We start from the raw sequence: 22998 nt of genomic DNA, 5'->3' as shown, positions 1-22998 counted from the left end.
CCGGGCACGCGGGCCAATATCGACGAATTCACCGAGACCACCTCGCACGCGATCCGAGCCGTCGGCGGGGCCGAGCGCGGAAAAGCGGTGATCATCCTCAATCCGGCCGAACCGCCGCTGATCATGCGCGACACGGTCTATTGCCTGGTGGATGCCGCCGATCCCGGCAGCCGCGAACGGATCCGGGCGTCGATCGCGACGATGGTCGAGCAGGTCGCGGCCTACGTGCCCGGCTATCGCCTCAAACAAGCCGTCCAGATCGACCCGATACCGTCCGGCGAGCCGGTGCACACCCTGCTGGCAGACGGGGCCCGCGGTATGCCGACCCACCGCGTCTCGGTGTTCCTGGAGGTCGAGGGCGCCGCGGACTATCTGCCCGCCTACGCCGGGAACCTCGACATCATGACTTCGGCGGCCGTCCAGGTCGCGGAGCGAATCGCGCAGTCGCAGAAGGAGAACGCCCGATGAACCCGACTTCCCTGTTCATCCAGGACGTCACCCTGCGCGACGGCATGCACGCGGTCCGGCATCGGATCGCGCCCGCGGACGTGGGCCGGATCGTCGCTGCACTCGATGCCGCGGGTGTGGACGCCATCGAGGTCGCCCACGGAGACGGGCTGGCGGGCGGGTCCGTCAATTACGGTCCGGGCTCACACAGCGAGTGGGCATGGCTCGAGGCGGCCGCCGCCACCGTGCGCCGAGCGAGGCTGACGACATTGCTGCTGCCCGGTGTCGGCACGGTCGAGGATCTTCGTCGCGCTTACGACATCGGTGTGCGGTCGGTGCGCATCGCCACGCACTGCACGGAGGCCGACATCGCGGCCCAGCATATTTCGTCGGCCCGCGAACTGGGCCTCGATGTCGCGGGGTTCCTGATGATGAGCCACATGGCATCTGCTGCGCAACTGGCCGCGCAGGCGAAGCTCATGGAAAGCTATGGCGCGCACTGCGTCTACGTCACCGATTCCGCAGGGCGGCTCACGATGGACGATGTGCGCGAACGCATTCGCGCATACCGTGACGTTCTCGACCAGGGAACCGAGATCGGCATCCACGCCCACGAGAACCTCTCGCTGTCGGTGGCCAACTCCGTCACCGCTGTCGAGCATGGCGCCATCCGCGTGGACGCCTCGCTCGCGGGACACGGCGCCGGCGCCGGGAACACCCCCATCGAGGCGTTCATCGCGGTCGCGGACCTGCTCGAGTGGGCGCACGGCTGCGATGTCTTCGCCCTGCAGGACGCCGCCGATGATCTCGTCCGTCCGCTGCAGGACCGACCGGTCCGGGTGGACAGGGAAACGCTGACCCTGGGCTACGCCGGGGTGTACTCGAGCTTCCTGCGCCACGCTGAGGCCGCCGGCGAACGGTACGGCCTCGATGCGCGCACCTTGCTCATGGAGGCCGGGCGACGAGGGCTCGTCGGTGGCCAGGAGGACATGATCGTCGATATCGCCCTGACCCTTTCGTCGTTCACGGGGAGCGACCGAGACTGATCGCAGGGGGGCGCAGCAGGCCCAGTCACCGATGGCCGGATCGACGGGCAGCGGCGGCCACGATCCGATCAGATCCTCGGCCGACCAGGGCTGAGGGACACCTGGGCGATATGTAGCTCTGGTCAGAGGTGAGACCGCGGCCGGATGACCGCTGGGCTGACCCGATCATGCTGCGCCGCAACGGGTCCGTACGGTCATGTAAAATCTGGCTCTCGAGGGCTACTTCTCGCACGGCTGTCCCTCACGGGCGGTTCATGGCTGTGAACGGTTGACCCGCCGATCGCACGACAGCCTTGGGCAGCTCGCCTTGTGAAGGATCTGGAATCGTTAGAGGCCCACCATGTTAGGCAGGCCAGCTGCGTGGCTCACCCGGCAACCTAGATACGTCGATGCGGACGGTAGTCGGTCGGCTCCCTGTTCGCGCGATCGCATTTAGTGACGGCAGCCGCGCAGCGTTGCCGCGATGTCGGCGGGTACCCCGCTGGCTGCACAGTCGATCGCGCTGCCCTGAGTCACGTAGTGCCAGAAGCCCTGGGTCGATGCCTGGAACAGGTATCCCGTGGGCTGCGGGGCTGCGTCGGTGTGCTGCGACCATGCCATCGCCCAGTATCCCTTGCACTGTGGGTCACCGAGCACAACCGGAACCGATGATGCTCGGCTGGCATCGAGGACCTGCTGCAGTTGTTGGCGGCTCGCGCGCGAGCACGCCAGACCGGCTGTATCCGGCACCGACGTCGGCTGAGCAGTCGAGGGCTCGGTCGTGCCGGGCGAGGGTGCCTCGGTCGCAGCCGGAGCACTCTGCGCTGGCGTGGCCGCTTCTGTCGGCGACTGCGAGCCTGGACGTATCGCCGGATTCGAGGGGGGTGTCGAGATGGATGTAGTACCAGTGCCCGTGGTCGACCCGGACACGGTCGTATTGTCCTGGCAGGCGCTGACGCTCGCGACGGCTACGGCCAGAACGAAGGCTGCAACAGTAGCTCTCGTGTGATTGCTCAAGATCGTGGCTCTCCTTCTTTGACACTCATGGATACATCCCGCTACTGATACCGCGCTGTCGAGCACTTTCAGCAAGTTGTCAGCACACAGGAAACTTCCTTCCCGATCGGCTCGGACTGGAGATCATCACTGTCGAATGGACGACCGACCTGTGCGCGGTCGCGACCGCAGCTGTCGATGTTGGCCATCAGTCGCCCACGTGCGGTGCGGTCCGCGTCTGGGGCATCTCGACCGTGTTGGTCGCCTAACGATGCCACGTGATCTGCATCCTCCAGACCGTGATGCGTGACGCGCGATACCCCGACCAGGAGTTCCCCGCCCACCACGGACGGTCTTTCACCTCCATTCGGATGGTCAGCGCCTCGTGGCGCACTGCGGCTGGTGAGCCGATCCTTACCGGCATCCCGAGACGGGGAGGCGGGACGTGTATACGTGGAAGCACGTCTCGGACAGGCCAATTCGAACAGTGCTCCCGGCCTGATGTGGTCGGGTGATCGTGCTCGATCCCTCGTTCGCCGACTTAACGTCGTATGTACGACATTTCATGCGACAGTCGGTACGACGTTGATACTTCCACCGTCTACCGACCGATTGCCCATGCCCCTCGGGGCCCACCGACGAACCGGCGATCCTGGTGTTGATCGGTGGGCTTGCGAAGCATGGGGCACGGTCAGCGACCGCCGACGCGACCGACAAGGCCCGGCGCATCCCGGGCCTGCCGTTACTCGGGTTTCGGACCGGGTTCCCTGCGTAGGCAGGGCAGATCGGTTACGGGCTCAGAAGCAGTACGGGAATTTGCACTTGGACGGATCATTGGGGCCGAAGATCGCCGCGATCAGTCCATTGATCACCGCGTCGGCCGCACCGGATCCGGTGTTGATTGCGACTTCCTGTGCGCTGGCAGCGACCGCCGGCTGAGCGGCCTCAGCGGTTGCTGTCGCCGGGGTGGCGATCAGGATCCCTGCCGTGACAACCAGTACCGTCTTTCGAATCATTGTGCGTCCTTTCGTTTTCACTTGATGCCGATAGTGTGGTCAGGAAATCCGGACTCCCCCACGCCACGTCGATTCGCGGCGGTCGTGTCCGGGAACCAGGTAGCGACCGGACCCAGTTGTACGCGTCCGCTCATGATCGCGCACCCCGCATGACGTGCCCGCCCATGGCCACCTCGGCGACCTCCTGTGCTCCCTCGATGACGTGCATTTACTTCGGCATCGGGATAGAAGCGGCGCCGATCCGGCTGTCGAGTGCGCAGCCCGCCGCGCCGAGTACCTGCACGGCCCGTTCGCTGTCCGCCACAGCGACGGCGGCGGCGTGTTTCGCGGCAATGGTGAGAATGAGGGCCTGCGATGGCCCCGTGATCGGCGCCCGCGCGTTCGCAGAGGGCTTGCGCACCTTCCGCATCCGCCCAGCAGCGGCCGAGCGTGGCGCGGATCAACTGGTGTTCGCCCAGCGCGGTGCTGTAGCCGCTCGAGACTGTTTCAGGGGGTGGGGCGCGCAGCGGAGTTGGTGGCGCGATCGATTTTGGCGGCAAGGGCCGACAGCAGCCCGGTGAGCAGGTCGATGGTGGTCTCGTCGATGAGGTTGCCGGCGTCATCGAACCGTTCGTGGGAACGGAATGCGATCAACTCGGGTTTGACGACGATATCGCTCTCGGTCCATACGAAGACCTGGCGCAGCGCGAGTTGTGCCCGCACCGAACCGAATTGGGTGGGCGCCGCGCCCATGATCGCGGTGGGTTTGTGTCGCAGCGGAACTCCCTCGGTGTTGGTCCAGTCGGTGCTGACCCAGTCGAGGGCGTTCTTGAGTACGCCGGGGATCGAGTAGTTGAATTCCGGGGTGGCGATGAGCAGGCCGTCGACGGCGGTGATCCGGTCGCGCAACTCCGTCACGACGGCCGGGCGCAGGTCGGGGGTATCGAGATCCATGTCATAGGGCGGGATTTCGCGCAGCTGGTCATAGATCTCGATGTCGAGACCGGCGGCGAGCTTCTGGGCCGTGCGCAGCAACGCGGTGTTGTGGGAATCCGCGCGCAAGCTGCCGGAGATCGCGAGAATCTTGTGGTCGGTCATGCGGCGGTCCAATCGTTTTCGGTCGCGGCGACCTTGTTGCCGTCGGTGGTCATGTTCGGCACCTGGTCCGTGTGTTGCTGCATCTGATCGAACAGCGGGTGGTCTTGCACTGGAGCAAACATCGTCTGTCCCTCACTCGTTGCCGTCTGTGCATGACGACCTGCGGATCAGTGACACGTCTCCGACCCTAGGTTCGTGCCGACCCATCAGGAGCGGACGATTCACGCCAACAAGATGACTTCGGACGCCACCGATTCCACAAGGGTGGATCCGGTCCTGGGCCGGTAGCCCCTTCAATCGCCTCGGCCCTCCACCGCAGTCGGGCAAGGGTTGTGGAGACCGAGTCGGCGCCGCCGTTTCTTCCCGGCTACCCCGAGGCTTGGGCATGAGACAAGGCGCTGTAGGTGACGTGGCTGGCCGACACCATCTCGATGCTGGCGACCGTGGCCAGGCGCTCTTCGGTATCGAGCGGGCTTCGCCCTTGCGGGAGCGGTCTCATCGGTGCGCCTACTGGCGCGCGTGCGAGAGGCGGCCCAGCGCGTGGCAGCAGGAGTACCCGGGGCAGCAGATCTCGCTCGCCGCGCCGCTGCTGCGGTGGGTTCCTATTGCGATGCAGCTGTGAACTTCTCGACCCAGTCCGCATAGCGTTCGATTGCCCACTCGACCGGTGACGCGATGATCTCCGGGCCTCCCGCCCAGGGGTGCAGCTCGAGAATCCGTTCGGCGAGCCGGTCTTTGGCGGCGGCCGATGTCTTGAGGGTGACGCGCCACTCCTGACCCTCGCCGAGTTCGTCGTTGTGCCAGAACACCGACATGGCTGGGCCGGTGACCTCCGCGCCCGCGGCGAGCCGCTCGGCGACCACTGTGCGGGCGATCTTCTGTGCGTCCTCCTCGGTCGGAGTCGTCGAGGTAAGTGACCACACCCTTGCAGCTGCCATGGGGAAACAGTAGGCCCTAACGCACATCGATGCGGCTGCGGCGCGGCGCGGCCGCAGTGCGCAGCGCACAGTACGGATTGTCTTTCGCGGAGACATATCGCTGCTATGGGTGGGGCGCATGACGCCGGACACCCCACCGCCCACGGGGGCCGTGGAATGAGCAGTAATCTGGGATCGGAGGCGCCTTCGGCGACAGCATGGTCGAAGAACTCGACTACAGCGGCGCCTTCGAGGTCGATGAGCGCGACGACGGATTCGTTGGGGTCCATCGGCTCGTCCGCTGTTTCGCCCATTCCGTTGAGTAGCCAGACCTCGAGAAGGCCGCCGTCGACAACACGGGGTGGGCGCGTCCTCGACCGCAGAACCGGAGCCCGGGGAAGCCGCGCGTGAACTGCAGCAGCGCGGCCAACTGTGTTGCCCGTCGACACCTCACCGCTCGGTATCCAGGTCTGCCGTGGCCGGGGTGTCAACGCCATCGCCCTCGGCACGATCTTCGACCTTCGCGCCAACGCAGGCCCTTCGACAGCATTCCGATACTCGGGGGCAACCTTGGATTCCTTCAGAACGCAACTACCGCACGAGCATTCGTCGACACCGCCGCTGTTCCCACCGCCCCCGGTGCGCGAATACAAGGGATCTCGACAGCCCCCTGCCTCACCACCGACCCCGCACACCTGTGTCGCGGTAGCTCTAGATGGGGTTCTGGACTGGTGCGGCCGCCAGCGTGCCTTTCACACAAAGGTAGACGTTGTCGACGATGATGTCGGCGGCGTTGGGAGCTGCGACTATACGGAGTTGAACCGAGGCGGGGGCAGTGCCCGTGGTGACCAAGGTCTCGGTTTCGAGGCGCAGCCGGTGCGGCTCGGCGGGTTCGAAAGTCGCTGTGGCGATGGGGTCGCCGCCGCGCAGCAGTTCCAGCCTGAGGGCTTGCGGATCACAGTCCGGCACGAAATCGACTCTGGCGTAGAGGAAATATGCCATGCCCGGCGCCTGGCTTCCACCGTGGAGCTGGATTGCCGTGTCGGTGTCGTCGAGCTCGATGAGTGGCCGGCGTTCTCCGGTGGACCCGAAATGAGCTTGATCGCCGCCGGATCGGCCGTAGTTGCGCAGCGGGATCGGCGAACTGCTGCGCGCGCGCCGACCGTTCGGATGCTGCGCGGCGTCGAATCGGATACGGTCGTCGAATACCGCAGAGGGTGGTTTGCCGTAGTCGTGTACCCAATCTCGCAGTCGGGTCCAGCGTGGCCTGCTACGGTTGGTGCCGATCAACAGTGCGGCTTCGGTGAGGCTGCCGTAGGAGCTCGAGGCGCCGTGGGCGAGGGTGGTGAGGAATTCGGCCATTCCACCATCGAATCTGCGCCAGCGGTCGGCTTGGTCCAGGTGATGCAGATGCATGGCGATCGGCCACGAATCGGGGTTGTCTCCGATGCGTTGCCAGAAGAGCATGTCCCCGTTCCACGTCTTGCCCCACATGAGCAGCTCCGCGTGCTCCATGCCTGCGGTGACCTGGTGGCGGGGGCCGGGGCCGAATTCCTCGAAGAAGCCGATGCGTTTCAGAAAGCGGTTCCGGTCCAGTAGGGAGGTCATGGAGGGCCGGATTCCTGTCTGGTAGCCGGGAAAGAACACCGACAGCTCCTGGTTGATCTGCCCCTCGCCGTAGAGGTCGATGAAGTCGCGGTAGTCCGAGGGCAGGGCAAAGCCCATGGCGCGCTCGATGTCGTCCCATGGCGGACCGACTACCGGTGGCAGTGGGGGAGGCGGCATGAGCGAACTCAGATGTGCGACAGCGGGATGCATGGACGCCCTCTCGGTCGATCGTGCCGAACCGTAACAGCCGAAACGTGTTTCACCAGCGGTGAGAACAGGCCAACTAACGCCTGTCGCCGTCGCCACCGTCAGGCCGGCGATTCCTTCGGCAGCCACAGTGGCGGGCCGACGGTCGCAGTGTCGACGCGTTGTGGTCGACGCCGAAACTCGTCGGGCTCTGCCCGGTCCAACGGCGGAAGGCGCACCGCAATGTCCTGGTGTCGGTGTATGCGGGTGTTCGTGTATCCGAGACGAGCGGTCCCCGACCGGGTGGACAGGTCTTCTCGCATCAGCCTCACGGCATTCGTACTGGAGGGACTCGACCTCCGGGCGTCAGTTGGTCCCGAGTTCGCGCAAGCGGCGTTGCAGCGTGCGTCGGCTGATCGCCAGCTGCTGCGCTGCTGGGTCGAGAGTGAGGTTGTCCGCGCGGAGCCCGATCTCGAACGTGGCGTGCAGGTTGTCCCGCCAGCTCGGAGCGAGACAGGAGGTAGCCAGGACGGGTTCGGCGAAGAGGGGCAGCACACCTGCCAGATGCAGGTGCGCAGTGCGCCCGCGTCGAGGACGGCTATCTCGGCGTGGGGTGCGCCGAAATCGATTCGGCTGCGGTCCGGGTCGCATTCAGCCGACGACGGTGGAATACGCTGAGCGACGAATATACTGAGCGACCGTAAGGTGCGCACGTTTCGAAGGCCGGTCCAGCCACAACACCGCAGCAGTCACCTCGCTCCCGGCAGCAACTGTCGGGAGCAGATTTCAGCGATTCCCAACAGCCAATAGATAAAGAAGCGGAACCTCTTCTCCACACCAAATTTTTTTCACAGTGACAAATAGCCGAGGCGATTTTCACATTCAGGCTGGCGGGGTCAGCGCGCTTCAGTAGCCCAGGGGCCTCGTGTGAGGATTTGCTTGCTGAACATTAGCTGCTAGATTGGAGCCATCCTCTTTCACCCCGTATCTGTTCATTACGTACCTCATACTGGCGACGACGCTGGCTTGCGGATCAGTCATGTCTTCTTCGTTACCCTCCTTGAAATTGGACAAGAAGGTGCCCTGAATGGTCTGCGTCAGACCTTTCGATGGGTGTCCAGCCTTGGCATTGGAATCCCAGTTATTTACTGCGTCGGGATCACCTCCGGATTCACGATCGATCAAGACCAGATAGCCGTCCGTCCAGTTCTTTCGAGCCAGAGGATCCGTGATACCGAGATAGTCCAATGCACCGTGGATGACAGCCGTCAATTGATTTCGGTCCAGACGTTTATGCGAACCCTTGACATATTTCCAAGGGTAGATGGGAGGCGTGTACGTAGATCTATCTGCGCCTCCATTATTGGTAACTCCCGAGTAGTCGCCCGAAGGGGAGACGGGGGTGCTATATCCATTTGGGCTCGCCAACGCGGCACCGTCGTCGGCACCGGGAAATGGCGATGCGTTTACATCGTCTGCGTGCGACTGGAGTTGATCGTAGGCTTGGTCGACTGCGTTTTGAGCGTCACCTACGGTCTTTTCGATTTTGCCGGCTGCGGTAAGTTGGTCTCCAATGCTCGGCTGATCGAGCATATCGTTGATACCGGTGATGATGGCCGTGACCTTCGTGTAGACGTCCGAGACCTGGGCAGTGACGGTGTTGGCGACTTCGGCCGACTTCGCCGCGATGTCGGCCACCTGGGCATCGAGGGTGTTCATGTCGGTCTCGAGGAGCTTCGCTTGCTCGGCGGTTGTTTTGTAGTTGTTGTGCAGCTCGCCGGCCCCGGGCAGCTGCGGTCCATCGGTCTTCAAGCTGTCGACGGTAACGCCCTGAGCACCGCCGTCACCGAGCACCTTCTGCAGTCGTTGCAGGGCGTATTCGGCGTGGGCGACAGCGAATTTCAGGATCGGCGCGTCAGGTCGTAGCGGCGGCAGGGTCAACAAGGTTGCCATGATTCACCTTCCGCCACGCGCTCGGAACAGAATTTGACGATCGCGAAGCGTTGCCACTCGCTTCAGGAACGGGTTGGTCACTTCGCGATCGCCGTGTCCTATGAGTTATTCAGCGATTTCGGTGTCGATGAACGAGTTGAACGGCAGGTTCACGTTGTCACGCTTGCCGTTGAGCCCGCGCTGCACTGCCGATCGCAGTGCCGGGGTTGCCTGATTGAGCAACTTCTCGAGCTCCACGGTCGACAACTCGGACAGTGAGAGGGTGCTGCTCTGGCTCATGATGGTCTCCTATCGATATGGAGCCGACCCGGGCGGGTGCTGGCTCGGACATAGTCGCCAGTATGAACGGCGCGCCATCACCGGCATCCTCCCGTTGATGGGAAGAACTCGGTGATCTGTTGCACCAGAGCTGATTTCACGATCCTGGGTGCCTTGGAGGGCGGCGTTTTCGATCGCGCTCTGTCGCCATTGCCGGGATCAGTTCTGCACCGGCGCTGGTTCGTTCTGCCGGCGGTAAGCAGTGGCAACCTCGGAGTGGATTCGGCCGCGGGGCGCTATGTCGAAGCCGTTGTCGCGGGCCCATTGTCGGATAGCCGCGTTTTGTTCACGCTCGCTGCGGGCTTGGTGTTTGTTCTTCTTCGCGCGTGGCGCTCGCGTGACTTCGCGGGCGTGTGTGCTCCATTCTTCGAAGGCGCTGCGCAGGTCGGTGGCGTTCGGGGCAGAGAGATCGAGTTCGTACACCACGCCATCGAGTGCGAACGAAATGGTCTCCACCGCTTCGGAGTTGCCGTCGATGTCATCGATGAGGCTGACGACTACCTTGCGGACCATATATGGGCTTCCTTTCGTTCGAGGGTGGGGTTGAGAATATGTCCGGTGGAGGCGGTCCGCGACCCAGCCGAACCTGTAGCATCCCGGACCTCACCCGTCGTCCGACTAGTACCCAATAGTATTCCCACACATGGGAATAGACCGGGGAGAGTGTGGTGGGATCCGAGTACAGTCCTATTCAGTCCGGGGGTGCGGCTACTCGACTTCCTGCAACCCCGGACCAACCACGATTTGCCCCTATATCGCTGCGGCCAGCCTCCAACTCTTGCCGTCGGGTGACTGTTCGGGGCAATTCAACGAGCGCGGCGGACTACCCTCCCCCCCGTGCGAGATCGTGGTCTTCTCCCGTCCCCGGGCTCCATTCAGTGCGTGGAGTCCGGGGACGGGCCCCGCTGACTCGATGTCTGCGGACCGTACCCTGTGGCCGTAGCTCCTTTCCCGGGGACGTGCGTCGGATCTCAGGTCAAAACGCCGTCGATGCACAGGCTTGCCGAGCGCCAGGTGGGTGCCGGCTTCACCGATTCCGCGTCGAACGTCCATTGCGATACCGGGCCGACCGATCGCCATAATTGAGAGCCGCCGGCGGAAACGACTTCGAAGAGGTCTTCGGAACCGTCGATGAGCTGGCTTCCCACGCAGTAGTCGTTGTAGGCAGTGCCCGGCTGGCGGGCGCCGGGGCTGAACTGGCCGAACGGATTTCGGACCGATCCCGGACTCGCGACGGTGCTGCGATGACCCTGTGCCGACCGTGCGATCCAGTTCGGTGCGCCGAAAGTATCCGTATGGCAGCTGAATGCGAGGCCGCCCGCGTAGACGGTGCTGCCGGGGACGTAGCCGGCGCCTGCCCACAGGCAGGCGGCTGCGGGCATATCCGCCGAGGCCGGCGTGGTGGCCGCACCGAGTCCGAATGCGCCGAAGACGATCACCGAGGCGACCGCGAGGCGGGTTCGAATTCTGGATGCGCGGCTGCGGCCCAGGCTCTGATTACGTTTTGCGAAGGTGACCATCGACGTCTCCGTTGTGCGAGGTGTGCGCGCCGATGTCGTTTCGCGTGACGGCGCTCTCACTGACCTGGTCAATGTACCGATAGATAGCGGCACGTTAAGTCGGGAGCGTAGCCACGTGTGGGAAGATCGCGAGCGATCAGGAGTTGTTCAGTACCTCGGCGAGGTCCTCGTCCTCGTCGATGCGACGCTCGATGAGACGCTTGACCAGTTCTCCTGCCGCCTGTCCCGGTATTTCTCTGAGGGCAGCCACCTGCGTGGCGAGCTGCGCCAGATCCTGCGAGCCACCGGCGGAGGCGGCGAAGGGCTCCCACGCATTGCGGCGCAGGAGTTCGACGAATCGGCGGGCGATGCGGTCACAGTCGGATTTCAACCGTTCGATCTCGTGCAGAGCCTCGTCGCATGGCACACCCAGCGCTGTGATCCGATCGAGCAGTCCGGCCATCACGGGATCAGCGACATGGTAGGTCGTGGCATCGACCGGTTCGAAGATGCCGGCGGCGACTACCCGGGCAAAGCCGCTGGGGATGTCGGCGAATCGTTGCTGCAGCTCGGTCGCGGAGATGGTGGCGCCGTTGCTCGTGTGGGTGCTCGGCGGCTCGGGTTCCTCCACTCCGAGGACTGCGCCGAGGTCGTCGCCGCGGTCCCAGGCGGCGAGTAGTTCCTTGATCCCGTTGAGTTTGATGCCTCGGTCCAGGAGCCGGCTGATCGTTCGGACCCGGTTGAGGTGCTCGGCGCTGTAGTAGCCTGTCCGGCCTCGTACCTGGGGTGGCTGCAGCACGCCTCGTTCGTGGTATACGCGGACGCTGCGCACGGTCGTACCGGCGGCCTGCGCGAGTTCGTCGATGGTGTATTCGGCCGCTGCTGCCATACCTCAAGGAAACCACATCGACCCTCGGCGGGTGCGCGCACTGTTGTCACATCGGCTATCGTGCCGATGTCCGGCGATTTCCAGCCGAGTGTCACCATGACCGGCAACAACTCACCGTCACCGGGTCGCTACGAGCGGAAATCCTTCCCGCTCTTGGTGATTCGTTTCGATTGCGCGGCGACGACGGTCCTATTCTTTCCCGATGAATGACTCGTCACACGCCCTGGTGAGTGCCACAGATCGTGAACACGCGTTGGATGAGTTGTCGCGGCACTTCAGCGTGGGGCGGCTGTCGGCGCAGGAGTTCGAGGAGCGCAGTTCCCAGGTCTGGCAGGCCCGCACGCGACGGCAGCTGGCCGAACCGTTCGCCGATCTACCGGCCCCTCCCTCATCTGCGGAGGACCTGAGCACTACCGACACTCCTTTGCCTTCCCTGGTGGTGCGGGTCGGTGCGATCGCGGTGGCGGCGATCGTGTGCCAGCTGGCGCTCGGCAGCGCGTGGTGGTTGTTGCTGCTCGGGGCCATCCCTGTGGTGCTGGTGGTGGGCATGAGACGCCGATGATCGCCGCTACCAGCGTGTTCGGGGCCGTACATAGTTGGCGAGATCGATCAGTCGATAGCGGTGGAGCCGCTCGGGAGCCGAACGGGCCACGAGACGAAGACAGCTCTCGAGGCCCCGCTGGAGTGCTTTCTCGGTAAGCTGATATCCCAGGATCGTCGTGTCGGGGTGTTCTGGATGGTGGCCGCGGCGTAGGCATTCGAGCGCGGCTCCCACCACGAGGACGCGCAGTTGGGGGGCGCGGGGTTCGTCGGCGAGTTCGTCGAGTCGTGCCGCGGCGGTGGCGAGTTGCGAGGGTGTGATCGCCGCGGGTGGGCGCGAGATCAGTAGCAGGCATCCGGTCAGCGCGGCCACCGCGAAGTGGCGGGAGGATGTGGGTACCTGGTCGAGGATCTCGACTGCCGCGAGGACCTCACCGGCGGCGACCAGCCCTCGGGCGTGGCCGACCGCGGCAGCGATCGCACCATGATTGACCTGCCATACGGCCTGGAAGTGCTCGCAGGCTGTGGTTTGCCAGCGGTCGCGATCAGGGCCGGCGCTTAGGTCTTGCGAGACCAGCTCTGCGGACGCGGCCAGCGCCAGCGCCGGTGCGATCTCGCCGGGGAGCATGGCGTGGACGGTCTCGAAGTGCCGATGGGCTCGGTCGGGATAGCGGTCCAGCAGTGCGGCGATGCCGATGTACCACTCGATTCGCCAGTCCTGCAGGTATCGGGGCCGCAGTTCGGCCAGCAGCTCACACGCCGGTACGGTTTGGCCCAGGTCGAGGTGGGCGCGGACTGCGGTGAGGGCGCCTTCGAGTTCGTAGGAGGGTGGTGCCGGGATGGTTCCGGCGAGAATGCGGCTGTGTGTGCGGTGCAGGGCGTCGAGGGCGTGGCGGGCTTCGGTGTGCAGCAGCGGGGACAGCAGCGGTGCGGAGGGGTCTTCGGAATCGATGAGCGGCACCGGTAGCGCGGCGACGACATCGGATGGGTCCAGTCCGGCGTGCTGATGGATCCCGCTGACTATGCCGTCGGTTTGTGCGACGAACGTGTCGATGCCGAAATCGCCTCGCATGGCGCTGAATTCGACTGATGACTGGGGATGCTCGCCGCCGGTGTCGGCGGCGAGCACCATGCGCAGCACGCCAGCCAACTGGCAGTACATGGCGTATGCGGAGGGAAAGCGGCGCTGGGGTTGGGGGTCGGTGGCGCGTTGTAGCAGCCGGTGCAGTGCCGGATATCGGCGCAGGACCGGCTGTTGGGCGGGGTCGAGGATGTCGGGGGGGAATCCGCTGTCCTCGCTGCGGGGTAGATCGAGGACCAGCGCGGCGAGGGTGCGGCCGACCGCGTGGATGTCGGAGGCGACCGTTGGCCCGGTCGTGGTGAGTTCGGGGGCCATGTATCCCGGTGTCCCGTAGATGCTGCCGTAGGAGTCCATCGCGGCGACCGCGCCGAGGTCGATGAGTTTGACCTCCTCGTCGGTGACCATGACATTGTCGGGTTTGAGGTCGTTGTAGGCGAGCCCGAAGGAGTGCAGATAGTCCAGTGCGGGAAGGATTTCCATCACGTAGGCGATGGCTTGCGCGGCGGGCAGCACATCGGGTACGCGCTGTTCGAGCATGGTCTTCAGTGAGCGCCCGCCCACGTATTCCATGACGATGTATCCCTCGGGGGCTTGGTCGTCGATCGCGTGTTTGACGAAGTTGTAGATCTTGACGATGCCGGGATGGGCCATCTCGGAAAGGAATTGGCGTTCGGCGACCGCGACGATGTGTGCCTCGAAGTCGAGGGGGTTCTGCAAGCCTTTCAGGACCACCCATCGGTCGCTGACGTTGCGGTCGACTGCCAGGTAGATCCATCCGAGGCCGCCGTGGGCGAGACAGCCTTGCACTTCGTATTGGTCGGCGACGAGATCGTCGGCGCGCAGTGGCGGGCGGAAGTTGAACGGTGATCGGCAGTGTGGGCAGGCACCTGTCACCGGGCCCGGGAGGTCCTCGGTGCTGCGGCCGACCGGGTGTGTGCAGTTCCAGCAGAACCGTTTGGGTTCGGGAACTTCGGGATTGCTGAGTACCACCTGTCGGGGATCGAGCGGCGTCACCCGGGGCAGGGACACCAGGCCGCCTCCGAGGCGGCGCACGCTCGGGCGCGAGCGAGTGCTGCGACCGGACAGCGATTCGCCGTCGGGATCGCCTGCGGCGTCGGGAGTTTCGGTCGAGGTTTGCGGCCGCGGGGACATTTCGACCGGTGGCATGCCGGGCGGAACTCGTTGTATGACCGAGGTTTCGGCGAACGCGATGCGCGTGGAGTTCATTGGTCGCTGTGCGGGGTCAGGCTCGGGTGGTCGCCGTGTGGCCCAGGGATGCAGCTGTCGCGGGGGTGCCTGGGTGGCGCGCCTGCGTCGGTCGGCCCAGGGGTGAGGCGGCGGACCACCGTAGGTGCTGGGTTGATCCGGCATGGAAACCTCTCGCGCCCGCCGTGCAATCGAGGTCTCATTCTCGGGTCGGCGGCCCGACTGTGCGCGTGAGCTGTTCCCGGGCATGGGAAGTGACCGCCGTGGAGGACGGTGGGTCCGCCCCGAGACAGCTGTCCCGGGGCGGAGGGTGGCGCTACTGCCCCTTCGGCTGGTGCGCGGTGTCGGGTTCGTCGATCGCGTCCTGGGGTCGCGGGCCGGGCTGGGGAACGACGGGGTATTGGAGAGGCGCGCTGGGGCTCTCGCTGGGATCGGGCGAGTCCTTCAAGCGGGGCCGTACTTCGACCACTACCGGGTACTGGCCGGTGAATCCCTGCCGCTCGGTGGCGATGCGCAGTACTCGGGCGCGGACCGCGAACCATCCGATGGCGAGCAGCGGGACCATGACCACGAGCGTCGCCAGCACGGCGCGCCGCTGCACGGGGTCGTTACTGAATGCCATCAAAGCGACCACGCCGGCCAGGAATATCAGTGTCGCGATGCTGGTGTAGGGCGCTCCCATGAGCCGGAAGGCCGGGCGGTCGGCTTGTCCTCGGCGCCACCAGCGGTAGAGCTGTAGCTGGCAGAGCACGATCGCCGACCACGCGGCGATGGTGCCCAGTGCTGCGATGTTCAGCACGATCTCGAAGACCTGGTCGGGCACGGCGGCGTTGAGCGCGACGCCGAGTAGGGCGATGGCGCCGGTGGCGAGGATGCCCACGTAGGGCACACCGCTGTTCGACATCCGTGCGGCGAGCGCGGGCGCGCTGCCGTTCATCGACATCGACCGCAGAATGCGTCCGGTGGAGTACAGGCCGGCATTGAGGCTGGAGAAGGCGGCGGTGAGTACCACCAGGTTCATCACCGATCCTGCCGCGGGCACACCGAGTTTCGAGAAGAAGGTGACGAACGGACTCACCCCCGCGTGGTAGGCGGTGTAGGGCAGCAGAAGTGCCAGCAGGACCAGCGAGCCGACGTAGAACAGGGCGATGCGGGCGATCACCGAGTTGATGGCCCTGGGCATGATCTTTTCCGGGTTCTCCGCCTCACCGGCCGCGGTCCCTACCAGTTCGACTGCGGCGTAGGCGAAGACAACGCCGGTCGTGACGAGGATGAGTGGGGTGATCCCGGTCGGGAACAGGCCGCCGTGGTTGCTGATCACGCTGAGCCCGGTGGGCTGTCCGGCGACGGTGAATCGCCCGACGAGGAAGATGGCGCCGACGATCAGGAACACGATCAGCGCCACGACCTTGATGATCGCTGCCCAGAATTCGAGTTCGCCGAACCACTTCACCGAGATGAGGTTGATGCTGACGACCAGGGCCAGGGCGACGAGCGCGATCAGCCATTGCGGGATCGCCTGGAAGGTAGTCCAGTAGTGGACGTAGGTGGCGATGGCGGTGATGTCGACGATGCCGGTCATGCACCATTGGAAGAAGTACATCCAGCCGACGACGAAAGCCAGCTTCTCCCCGTAGAACTCGCGCGCGTAGGACACGAACGAACCCGAGGACGGCCGATGCAGGACGAGCTCGCCCAGGGCCCGCAGGGTGAAGAACACGAATACACCGCAGATGGCGTAGATCAGGAACAGCCCCGGCCCGGCGCCGGCCAGGCGTCCGCCGGCGCCGAGGAACAGACCGGTGCCGATGGCTCCGCCGATGGCGATCATCTGTAGCTGCCGCGGATGCAGGGACTTGTGGTATCCGGCGTCCTCGGCAGCGAAGACTTCCGCAGACGTATCGGGAGGTCGGACGGTAGTCATGACGGAGACCTTTCACGTGACACGGGTCATACCCGATTTAATGTACCGTTATCGAACGGCGCAATCAACAGGTGGATCAATGTTCCGGTCTTGGCAAACGGCTCTTCAGCGAGCCGTCGAGGGTAGGTCCGAGTTCGAGGTCGATTGAGTGAGCCGCTAAACATCGATACGCTCAGCAAGTCAAATACTGATGGAGTGGCCGTATGGCATGGTTCGAGCGCGAGTTCATCGCAGTCCCCGAAGATCAAAAGAACCAGTTGGTCTATAAATGGCCGGATCTCAATATCCGCCGCTACAGTCGCGCGATCGTCAATGCCGACGAGGCCGCCGTCTTCGTGCGCTCGGGCCGGGTGGTCGGCACGCTGGGCCCGGGGCGCCATCGTATCGACGCCGAGGAGTTGCCCGTCCTCGGAGCATTGGTCGATACCTTGACCGGCAACAATTACTACCGCGCCGAACTGTACTTCGTGTCCACCCGGGAGTTTCCCCGAGTCAAGTTCGGAGGGCGGCTGTCCGACATCACCGATCCGGTCAGTGCGCAGGTGGTGACGATGCGCGCGTTCGGCGAATTCGCCCTGTCGGTGCGGGACCCGGCCGGGCTGATCACCGCGCTGGTCGGTACGGCGCGCCCGGCTGATCCCGCGGCCACCCTGGCCTGGTGCGCCGATCAGCTGCTCAAGGTCATGAAAGTTGCTGTTACGCAGGGTGTCTCGCGTGGGGATTGGCCGGTCCTGGGTGTGTCGGCGCATTTGCCCCAGATCGAAGAGGCGGTGCTGCGGCCGACCAACCTGGTGTTGTACGAGTACGGGCTGCGTGTCGCGCGGCTGGGCAACTTCGATATCACGCTCGGTCCCGAGGACGCCGAACGGCTCAAGCGCCTGGCCAAGGACACTACCTATGTGCGACTGGCCGGAGACTACCAGCGTTACGCCGTGGGCGAGTTCGCGCTGGGCGCGGGCCAGGGTTTGGCTCGTGGTGTCGGGGACAGCGGGTTTCTGGGTGCGGCGCTGGGAATGAATGCGCTGCAACAGCAGACCGTGTTGTCGGCGGCGCGACCGCTGGGCACGGCGGCTACCGGAGCGTTCTGCCACACGTGCGGAGCCGCCAATTCCGCCGCGACCAGGTACTGCACCCATTGTGGTCTCGAGCTCGCCGGGGCCCGGTTGTGCCGACAGTGCTCGGCGGCGCTGTCGGAGGAGGCCAACTTCTGCGGCAATTGTGGAACGGCGGCGACCTGAGCGCAGCAGCCGAGCTGACCGAGGACGCGCCGTCGATCCGATTTCTGGGCGGACGGGCGGAGGTCCGGGCCGAGACCGTGGCCCGGACCCTGTTCGGTCAGACCAGGGCAGATGATTCGACGCCGCCGGCCATGCTGCGTACCTGCCGTGCCGCGACCGACAGCGAGGCCAGATCGAGTGTTCCGGCGGCGAATATTTCCTCCAACGCCGTTTTGGCCCGGGCCAATCGCGACCTGTTGAGCGATTCCCAGAAGGCGATCTTCTCGGCCGGGTCTTCAGCGGGTGAGGTCACCTTCAGCACGTCGAGGGTGAGCGAGCGCAGCGAGTCGTAGAGATCATCGCGAACGGCGAGTCGGGCGAGGGTGTGCCAGCGGTCGCTTCGCTGCAGACCCACGACGGCATCGAGCAGGCGCAGTACCTCGAAGTGCCGCTGGAGGTGGTAGTAGAGGGCGAGTACTTCTCGTTGTTCGCGTTGGGCGATCTCGGCGATGTCGACGATGTCGAGCATCGGGAATCGGTAGATCATCAGGTAGACCTGCTCGGCCAGGCTGCGCGGTGCGCCGCGTTCGATGGCCGATCGGGAGCGAGTGATCAGGTCGTCACGAATCGTGCCGGGCTGCCAGGCCGGCACCAGCGCGCTCATGGCTCGCATCGCGTGGCGGTATCGGGCGATGTCGGTGCCGATGGCGATGGGCTGCGGTCGATTTGTCAGCAGCCATCGTGAGGCCCGGTCGAGGGTTCGTTTGGTCTCGAGCTCGAGTTCATCGCGCACGGCTGTGGGCATGGGGACGGTGCGGATGCGATGCCACAGCTCGTGCATATCGAAGATCTCGGTGACCGCGGTGAACGCGCGCACCGCGTCCTCGACCGTGACGCCCATCTCTTCGACGAGGCGGAACACGTAGGTGGTGCCGCCGTCATCGACGACCCGGTTGACCACGGTGGTGGCGATGATCTCGCGTCGCAGCGGGTGACGATGCACAGTGCTGCCGAAACGTTCGCGCAGCGGTTCGGGGAAGTAGTTCGGCAGTACCGAGGCGAAGGCCCCGCTGTCGGGAAGGTTCCCCGCGAGAAGTTCCTTCTTGAGCGAAAGCTTCACGTGGGCGAGCAGATTCGCCAGTTCCGCCGACGCCAGACCGGTTCCCGCGGCGATCCTTCGGCCCATTTCGGCATCGGAGGGCAGTCCTTCGAGGTCACGGTCGAGCCCGTGGCGGCGTTCGAGGTCGGCCAGGAGCCGGCGATGGACGGCGGCCATGGCCGGTGCGTGCGCCCGTGAGAGCCCGAGGCGGAGGTTCTGGGAGATGTTGTCGCGCAGGACGAGTTCGGCGACCTCGTCGGTCATCGAGGCCAGCAGTTCGTTGCGTTCGGGCAGGGCCAGCTCCCCCGCCGCGACCACTCCGTCGAGCAGCACCTTGATGTTGACCTCGTGATCGGAGCAATCCACCCCGGCCGAGTTGTCGACGGCGTCGGTGTTGCATTTGCCGCCGTGGCGACAGAACTGGATCCGGCCCAGCGCCGTCACACCGAGGTTTCCGCCCTCACCGATCACCTTGACACGCAACTCGTTCGCGTTCACGCGCACCGCGTCGTTGGACTTGTCGCCCACATCGGCGTCGGTTTCGGTGCTCGATTTGATGTAGGTGCCGATACCGCCGTTCCACAGCAGCTGCACCGGTGATTTCAGGATGGCGCGGATCATCTCCGGCGGCGACAGTGTGTCGGTATCGGGATCCAGGCCGAGCGCGTTGCGCACGGCGGCGGTGACCGGAATCGACTTGGCTGTGCGGTCGTAGACGCCGCCACCGGCGCTGATGAGGTCGCGGTCGTAGTCAGCCCACGACGAGCGCGGCAGCGCGAACATGCGCTCGCGTTCGGTGAAGGAGCGTTGGGCATCGGGGTTCGGGTCGAGGAAGATGTGGCGATGGTCGAACGCCGCGATCAGGCGGATGTGGCGAGACAGCAGCATGCCGTTGCCGAACACGTCACCGCTCATGTCGCCGATGCCGACGACGGTGAAGTCCTGTGACTGGGTGTCGATGTCGATTTCGGCGAAGTGCCGCTTTACGCTCTCCCACGCTCCCTTGGCGGTGATGGCGATGGCCTTGTGGTCGTAGCCGACCGACCCACCCGAGGCGAAGGCGTCGCCGAGCCAGAAACCGTAGTGTCGCGCAACGTCATTGGCGATATCGGAGAACGTCGCGGTGCCCTTGTCGGCGGCGACGACCAGATACGTGTCGTCGCTATCGCGGCGCCGGACCTGCGGCGGCGCGATGACCTCGCCGGTGGTCCGGTCGATGTTGTCGGTGAGGTCGAGCAGACCGCAGATGAAGGTGCGGTAGCAGGCGATCCCCTCGGCCTGCAGTGCGTGGCGGTCGGCGACCGGATCGGCGGTGGCGGGGGGCGGCTGTTTGACCACGAATCCGCCCTTGGCCCCGACCGGGACGATGACGGCGTTCTTCACCGCCTGCGCCTTGACCAGGCCCAGGATCTCGGTGCGGAAGTCCTCGAGGCGGTCCGACCAGCGCAGGCCACCGCGCGAGACCGGGCCGAAACGCAGGTGCACGCCCTCGACCCGCGGGGAGTAGACGAAGATCTCGAATTGCGGTCTGGGCTCGGGCAATCCGTCGATCGCGCGGGCGTCGAACTTGAACGACAGATAGTCGCGGCGGCCTGCGGACTCGTCGGTGCGGAAGTAGTTGGTGCGCAAGGTCGCACCGATCAGGCCGAGGATAGCGCGCAGAATACGATCGGCATCGAGGCTCACCACCTTTTCGATGTGGGCGCGGAGCCGCTGCTCGATCGCGTCGGCGCGCTCGGCGGCGATATCGCTGTCGGTGGCGGGGTCGAAGTGAGCCTTGAACAGTTCGATGAACGCCGACGAGGTTGCCGGCTGGCCGAGCAATACTCTGCTGATGTTGGCGAAGGAGTAGGCAAAACCCGTCTGCTGCAGATATTTCGCGTAGGCGCGCAGGATCGAGATATCGCGCCAGTGCAGTCCCGCGCGCAGCACCAGTTCGTTGAGGCTGTCTATTTCGGTGTGCCCGGACCACATCGCAACGACGGCCTCGGCGCAGAGCCTGCGCAGTCTCGTCTCCGGCAGGCCGGGCGAGTCGGTCAGTGCCGCAGGAATACGCAGACCGAAGTCGTAGATCCAGCGCCGTGATCCGTCGGGCAGGGTCAGCGGGTAGGGCCTCTCGTCGACGACTTCGGTACCGAGACTGTGCAGGATCGGCAGGACACGGCTCAGTGACACGCCGTCGCCGTGGACGTAGAGGGTGAATCGCCACTCGCCTTCGGAGGTGTCGAGCGAGCGGTAGAGGTCGGTGTCTATCGCCCCGTCGTCGAGGGCGTAGAGGCGCCGCAGATCGGCCAGAGCCCGCGACGGCGGGAATTCCTGCTGATAGGTGGCCGGGAATGCCGCCGAGTACACCCTGGCCAGCTCGCCCGGGAGCTCCGGAGTCAGCGCGAGTTGCGCGGCCAGCAGGTCGACCCAGGTGCGTGTCGTCGCGAACAAGAGGTCTTGGACGCGTTCGCGATTGGACTCGGAAGCGTCGGCCGGTCCGGCGTCGGCACGGCGGTGAACCGTGAAATAGACGACGGCCAGATCCGATTCGCTGGCCCGCGCGGAGTAGTCGATCTGTTCGGCGTCGAACTCGGCCTGCAGAATGGCGCGCATCCGCAGCCGCACGTCGGTGGAGTAGCGGTCGCGAGGCAGATAGACCAGGCAGTAGAGCGCGGTGCTGCGCACGTCGGGTCGCAGAAACAGCCGCACTTGACGCCGCAGACCCAGATCCATGATCGCGGAGACGGTTTCGAACAATCGGCGATCGTCGGCGGCGAACAGTTCGGCGCGCGGGAAGGTCTGCAGCGTTTCCAGCAGGGCCTGGCCGGAGAAGGAGTTCAGTCCGAATCCGGCCCATTCGATCACCTGGTGCACACGGCTCGAGATGACGGGGATGTCGAGGATGTTCTCGTGCTGTCCGGTGACGGTGAGGGTGCCGATGAACACGTGTTCGCCGCGCACTCGCACGGATTGCTTCGGATCGGCCGAGCCGACGTGGTCCGACACGGTGATGACGTAGCCGTCGGAGGCGCCGGGCAGGATGGGGTCCAAGGAGCTGTTGGACAAACGCAGTACCGGACGATCCGGTCCCGAGAGCGGGACGTCGATGTCGGCGTCGAGCCGTCGATGCAGCACGCCTAACCCCGCGTCGGGCAGCAGTTGCGGGCTTGCCGCCGAGCCGGAGGCCGGATTCTGCGGGACGGGGTCGGCATCGATGCGGTGGTAGCCGTATCCGAGCAGGGTGAAGCGGCCGTCGGCGAGCCAGCTCAGGAGTTTGGCGCAGTCCACGGCGTGCGGGTCCGGTGCGGCGAGGCTGTCGAGGGCCTGCGCCACCGCGAGCAGCGTGCTGGTCATCGCGGGGGTGTCACCCGATACCCGGCGCAGTGCCGCCAGCAGTGGTGGGAGCGCGCGCTCGATGCGGTCGAGCTGGTCGTCATCGACCGACTCGGCCAGTTGGATGTGGATCCACGATTCGGTGATCGTGTGGTCTCCGATGTCCGGTTCGGTACCGCTGGTGGGCGCGATGGCGCGCAGTAGGCCATGGTTGTCGCGCAAAGCGTCGATGACCGGGTGCACGATGTCGGTCACGGTGGCGCCGAAGCGGCGCAGCATCGAGGACACCGAATCGACGAGCAGGGGCATGTCGTCGTTGACGATCTGGATGGCCGGCCCCAGTCCGCTGATATTGCCCAGGCGATAGACGCGGATACTCGCGGCACCGGGTCGGCGTGAGGCAGCCAGATCCAGGTGGTGCCGGAAGATCCGGCTCGCCCGTGCGGTGACCTCCGAGGCCGGCGCACCGGATGGGAGCCACCGGAAATAGATGGCTTCGAAGGCGGTCGGATCCTCGCGGAGCTTCTGCCATGTGATCGTCTGCAGCGTGGTTGTCACCATCGACCGCACCTTCCCGAGATTTGAGCCGGACCCAACAGTCACAGCAACCTATTTAACGCGCCGTTAAATAGTGGACCATTATTTAATGTAGCAAACCTGTTCGGCGTGGGCGAGGGTGTCG

General features: G+C 65.1%; 19 protein-coding genes and 1 pseudogene. 4 read left to right on the top strand and 16 right to left on the bottom strand.

Annotated elements, in window-relative coordinates:
- Positions 1-468 (top strand): annotated as a pseudogene (locus ACYVKL_RS38400) (acetaldehyde dehydrogenase (acetylating)); the annotation flags it as partial.
- On the top strand, positions 465-1493 hold the full coding sequence (gene dmpG, locus ACYVKL_RS38395) for a 4-hydroxy-2-oxovalerate aldolase (protein ID WP_379172344.1): 1029 nt from the start codon (positions 465-467) through the stop codon (positions 1491-1493). The pseudogene ACYVKL_RS38400 and the gene dmpG, both read left to right, overlap by 4 nt.
- Positions 1494-1925: 432 nt before the next feature.
- On the opposite strand, the gene ACYVKL_RS38390 is transcribed toward dmpG, so the two are convergent.
- From ACYVKL_RS38390 to ACYVKL_RS38330, 13 genes are all read right to left on the bottom strand, one after another.
- Positions 1926-2093 carry a hypothetical protein gene (locus tag ACYVKL_RS38390; RefSeq protein WP_379172342.1) on the bottom strand — a complete coding sequence of 56 codons (168 nt, stop codon included), beginning with the start codon at positions 2091-2093 and terminating at the stop codon, positions 1926-1928.
- Positions 2094-3265: 1172 nt separating this feature from the next.
- Positions 3266-3505, bottom strand: coding sequence for a hypothetical protein (locus tag ACYVKL_RS38385; protein ID WP_379172341.1), 240 nt, complete (start codon positions 3503-3505; stop codon positions 3266-3268).
- A gap of 187 nt (positions 3506-3692) precedes the next feature.
- Positions 3693-3893, bottom strand: coding sequence for a hypothetical protein (locus tag ACYVKL_RS38380; RefSeq protein WP_379172339.1), 201 nt, complete (start codon positions 3891-3893; stop codon positions 3693-3695).
- A gap of 77 nt (positions 3894-3970) precedes the next feature.
- Positions 3971-4561: an NADPH-dependent FMN reductase gene (locus tag ACYVKL_RS38375; RefSeq protein ID WP_379172337.1), complete on the bottom strand. Its 591-nt coding sequence runs from the start codon at positions 4559-4561 to the stop codon at positions 3971-3973.
- Positions 4558-4683 carry a hypothetical protein gene (locus ACYVKL_RS38370; RefSeq protein WP_379172335.1) on the bottom strand — a complete coding sequence of 42 codons (126 nt, stop codon included), beginning with the start codon at positions 4681-4683 and terminating at the stop codon, positions 4558-4560. The genes ACYVKL_RS38375 and ACYVKL_RS38370 overlap by 4 nt, the downstream gene beginning before the upstream one ends.
- Before the next feature lie 480 nt (positions 4684-5163).
- Positions 5164-5499, bottom strand: coding sequence for a divalent-cation tolerance protein CutA (gene cutA, locus ACYVKL_RS38365; protein ID WP_379172334.1), 336 nt, complete (start codon positions 5497-5499; stop codon positions 5164-5166).
- A 690-nt stretch (positions 5500-6189) separates the two neighbouring features.
- Positions 6190-7422 (bottom strand): SMI1/KNR4 family protein, encoded by a 1233-nt coding sequence (locus ACYVKL_RS38360; RefSeq protein ID WP_379172332.1) that lies wholly within the window; start codon positions 7420-7422, stop codon positions 6190-6192.
- 216 nt (positions 7423-7638) lie between these two features.
- Positions 7639-7827: a hypothetical protein gene (locus tag ACYVKL_RS38355; protein ID WP_379172330.1), complete on the bottom strand. Its 189-nt coding sequence runs from the start codon at positions 7825-7827 to the stop codon at positions 7639-7641.
- A gap of 351 nt (positions 7828-8178) precedes the next feature.
- Positions 8179-9225 (bottom strand): transglycosylase SLT domain-containing protein, encoded by a 1047-nt coding sequence (locus ACYVKL_RS38350; protein ID WP_379172328.1) that lies wholly within the window; start codon positions 9223-9225, stop codon positions 8179-8181.
- A gap of 105 nt (positions 9226-9330) precedes the next feature.
- Positions 9331-9504, bottom strand: a complete 174-nt coding sequence (locus tag ACYVKL_RS38345) for a hypothetical protein (protein WP_379172326.1) — start codon at positions 9502-9504, stop codon at positions 9331-9333.
- Positions 9505-9702: 198 nt separating this feature from the next.
- Complete coding sequence (locus tag ACYVKL_RS38340; protein ID WP_379172324.1) at positions 9703-10056, bottom strand: histone-like nucleoid-structuring protein Lsr2; 354 nt, start codon at positions 10054-10056, stop codon at positions 9703-9705.
- A 458-nt stretch (positions 10057-10514) separates the two neighbouring features.
- On the bottom strand, positions 10515-11063 hold the full coding sequence (locus ACYVKL_RS38335) for a hypothetical protein (RefSeq protein WP_379172322.1): 549 nt from the start codon (positions 11061-11063) through the stop codon (positions 10515-10517).
- A 136-nt stretch (positions 11064-11199) separates the two neighbouring features.
- On the bottom strand, positions 11200-11931 hold the full coding sequence (locus ACYVKL_RS38330; protein WP_379172320.1) for a MerR family transcriptional regulator: 732 nt from the start codon (positions 11929-11931) through the stop codon (positions 11200-11202).
- 202 nt (positions 11932-12133) lie between these two features.
- On the opposite strand from ACYVKL_RS38330, the gene ACYVKL_RS38325 reads away from it, so the two are divergent.
- On the top strand, positions 12134-12493 hold the full coding sequence (locus ACYVKL_RS38325) for a DUF1707 SHOCT-like domain-containing protein (RefSeq protein ID WP_379172317.1): 360 nt from the start codon (positions 12134-12136) through the stop codon (positions 12491-12493).
- Positions 12494-12499: 6 nt separating this feature from the next.
- Here ACYVKL_RS38325 and ACYVKL_RS38320 read toward each other — a convergent pair whose 3' ends face one another.
- Both ACYVKL_RS38320 and ACYVKL_RS38315 read right to left on the bottom strand, forming a co-directional pair.
- The gene (locus ACYVKL_RS38320) at positions 12500-14719 is read right to left on the bottom strand and encodes a serine/threonine-protein kinase (RefSeq protein WP_379172315.1); all 2220 of its coding nucleotides are present in this window, start codon (positions 14717-14719) and stop codon (positions 12500-12502) included.
- A 355-nt stretch (positions 14720-15074) separates the two neighbouring features.
- A complete protein-coding gene (locus ACYVKL_RS38315; protein WP_379172313.1) occupies positions 15075-16682 on the bottom strand; it encodes an amino acid permease in 1608 nt (535 codons plus the stop codon).
- A 203-nt stretch (positions 16683-16885) separates the two neighbouring features.
- On the opposite strand from ACYVKL_RS38315, the gene ACYVKL_RS38310 reads away from it, so the two are divergent.
- The gene (locus ACYVKL_RS38310; protein WP_379172311.1) at positions 16886-17920 is read left to right on the top strand and encodes an SPFH domain-containing protein; all 1035 of its coding nucleotides are present in this window, start codon (positions 16886-16888) and stop codon (positions 17918-17920) included.
- 97 nt (positions 17921-18017) lie between these two features.
- Here ACYVKL_RS38310 and ACYVKL_RS38305 read toward each other — a convergent pair whose 3' ends face one another.
- The gene (locus ACYVKL_RS38305; protein WP_379172309.1) at positions 18018-22877 is read right to left on the bottom strand and encodes an NAD-glutamate dehydrogenase; all 4860 of its coding nucleotides are present in this window, start codon (positions 22875-22877) and stop codon (positions 18018-18020) included.
- Positions 22878-22998: the final 121 nt, after the last annotated feature.

This window comes from Nocardia tengchongensis (assembly GCF_054781395.1).
This window is presented reverse-complemented; position numbering and strand designations above follow the sequence as displayed.

Bases quoted from the DNA above. Each gene is read 5' to 3' on its own strand.
- dmpG (WP_379172344.1), top strand. From the start codon at position 465: ATGAACCCGACTTCCCTGTTCATCCAGGACGTCACCCTGCGCGACGGC.
- ACYVKL_RS38390 (WP_379172342.1), bottom strand. From the start codon at position 2,093: ATGGCATGGTCGCAGCACACCGACGCAGCCCCGCAGCCCACGGGATAC.
- ACYVKL_RS38380 (WP_379172339.1), bottom strand. From the start codon at position 3,893: ATGCGGAAGGTGCGCAAGCCCTCTGCGAACGCGCGGGCGCCGATCACG.
- ACYVKL_RS38375 (WP_379172337.1), bottom strand. From the start codon at position 4,561: ATGACCGACCACAAGATTCTCGCGATCTCCGGCAGCTTGCGCGCGGAT.
- ACYVKL_RS38370 (WP_379172335.1), bottom strand. From the start codon at position 4,683: ATGTTTGCTCCAGTGCAAGACCACCCGCTGTTCGATCAGATGCAGCAA.
- cutA (WP_379172334.1), bottom strand. From the start codon at position 5,499: ATGGCAGCTGCAAGGGTGTGGTCACTTACCTCGACGACTCCGACCGAG.
- ACYVKL_RS38350 (WP_379172328.1), bottom strand. From the start codon at position 9,225: ATGGCAACCTTGTTGACCCTGCCGCCGCTACGACCTGACGCGCCGATC.
- ACYVKL_RS38345 (WP_379172326.1), bottom strand. From the start codon at position 9,504: ATGAGCCAGAGCAGCACCCTCTCACTGTCCGAGTTGTCGACCGTGGAG.
- ACYVKL_RS38340 (WP_379172324.1), bottom strand. From the start codon at position 10,056: ATGGTCCGCAAGGTAGTCGTCAGCCTCATCGATGACATCGACGGCAAC.
- ACYVKL_RS38335 (WP_379172322.1), bottom strand. From the start codon at position 11,063: ATGGTCACCTTCGCAAAACGTAATCAGAGCCTGGGCCGCAGCCGCGCA.
- ACYVKL_RS38330 (WP_379172320.1), bottom strand. From the start codon at position 11,931: ATGGCAGCAGCGGCCGAATACACCATCGACGAACTCGCGCAGGCCGCC.
- ACYVKL_RS38325 (WP_379172317.1), top strand. From the start codon at position 12,134: ATGAATGACTCGTCACACGCCCTGGTGAGTGCCACAGATCGTGAACAC.
- ACYVKL_RS38320 (WP_379172315.1), bottom strand. From the start codon at position 14,719: ATGCCACCGGTCGAAATGTCCCCGCGGCCGCAAACCTCGACCGAAACT.
- ACYVKL_RS38315 (WP_379172313.1), bottom strand. From the start codon at position 16,682: ATGACTACCGTCCGACCTCCCGATACGTCTGCGGAAGTCTTCGCTGCC.
- ACYVKL_RS38310 (WP_379172311.1), top strand. From the start codon at position 16,886: ATGGCATGGTTCGAGCGCGAGTTCATCGCAGTCCCCGAAGATCAAAAG.
- ACYVKL_RS38305 (WP_379172309.1), bottom strand. From the start codon at position 22,877: ATGGTGACAACCACGCTGCAGACGATCACATGGCAGAAGCTCCGCGAG.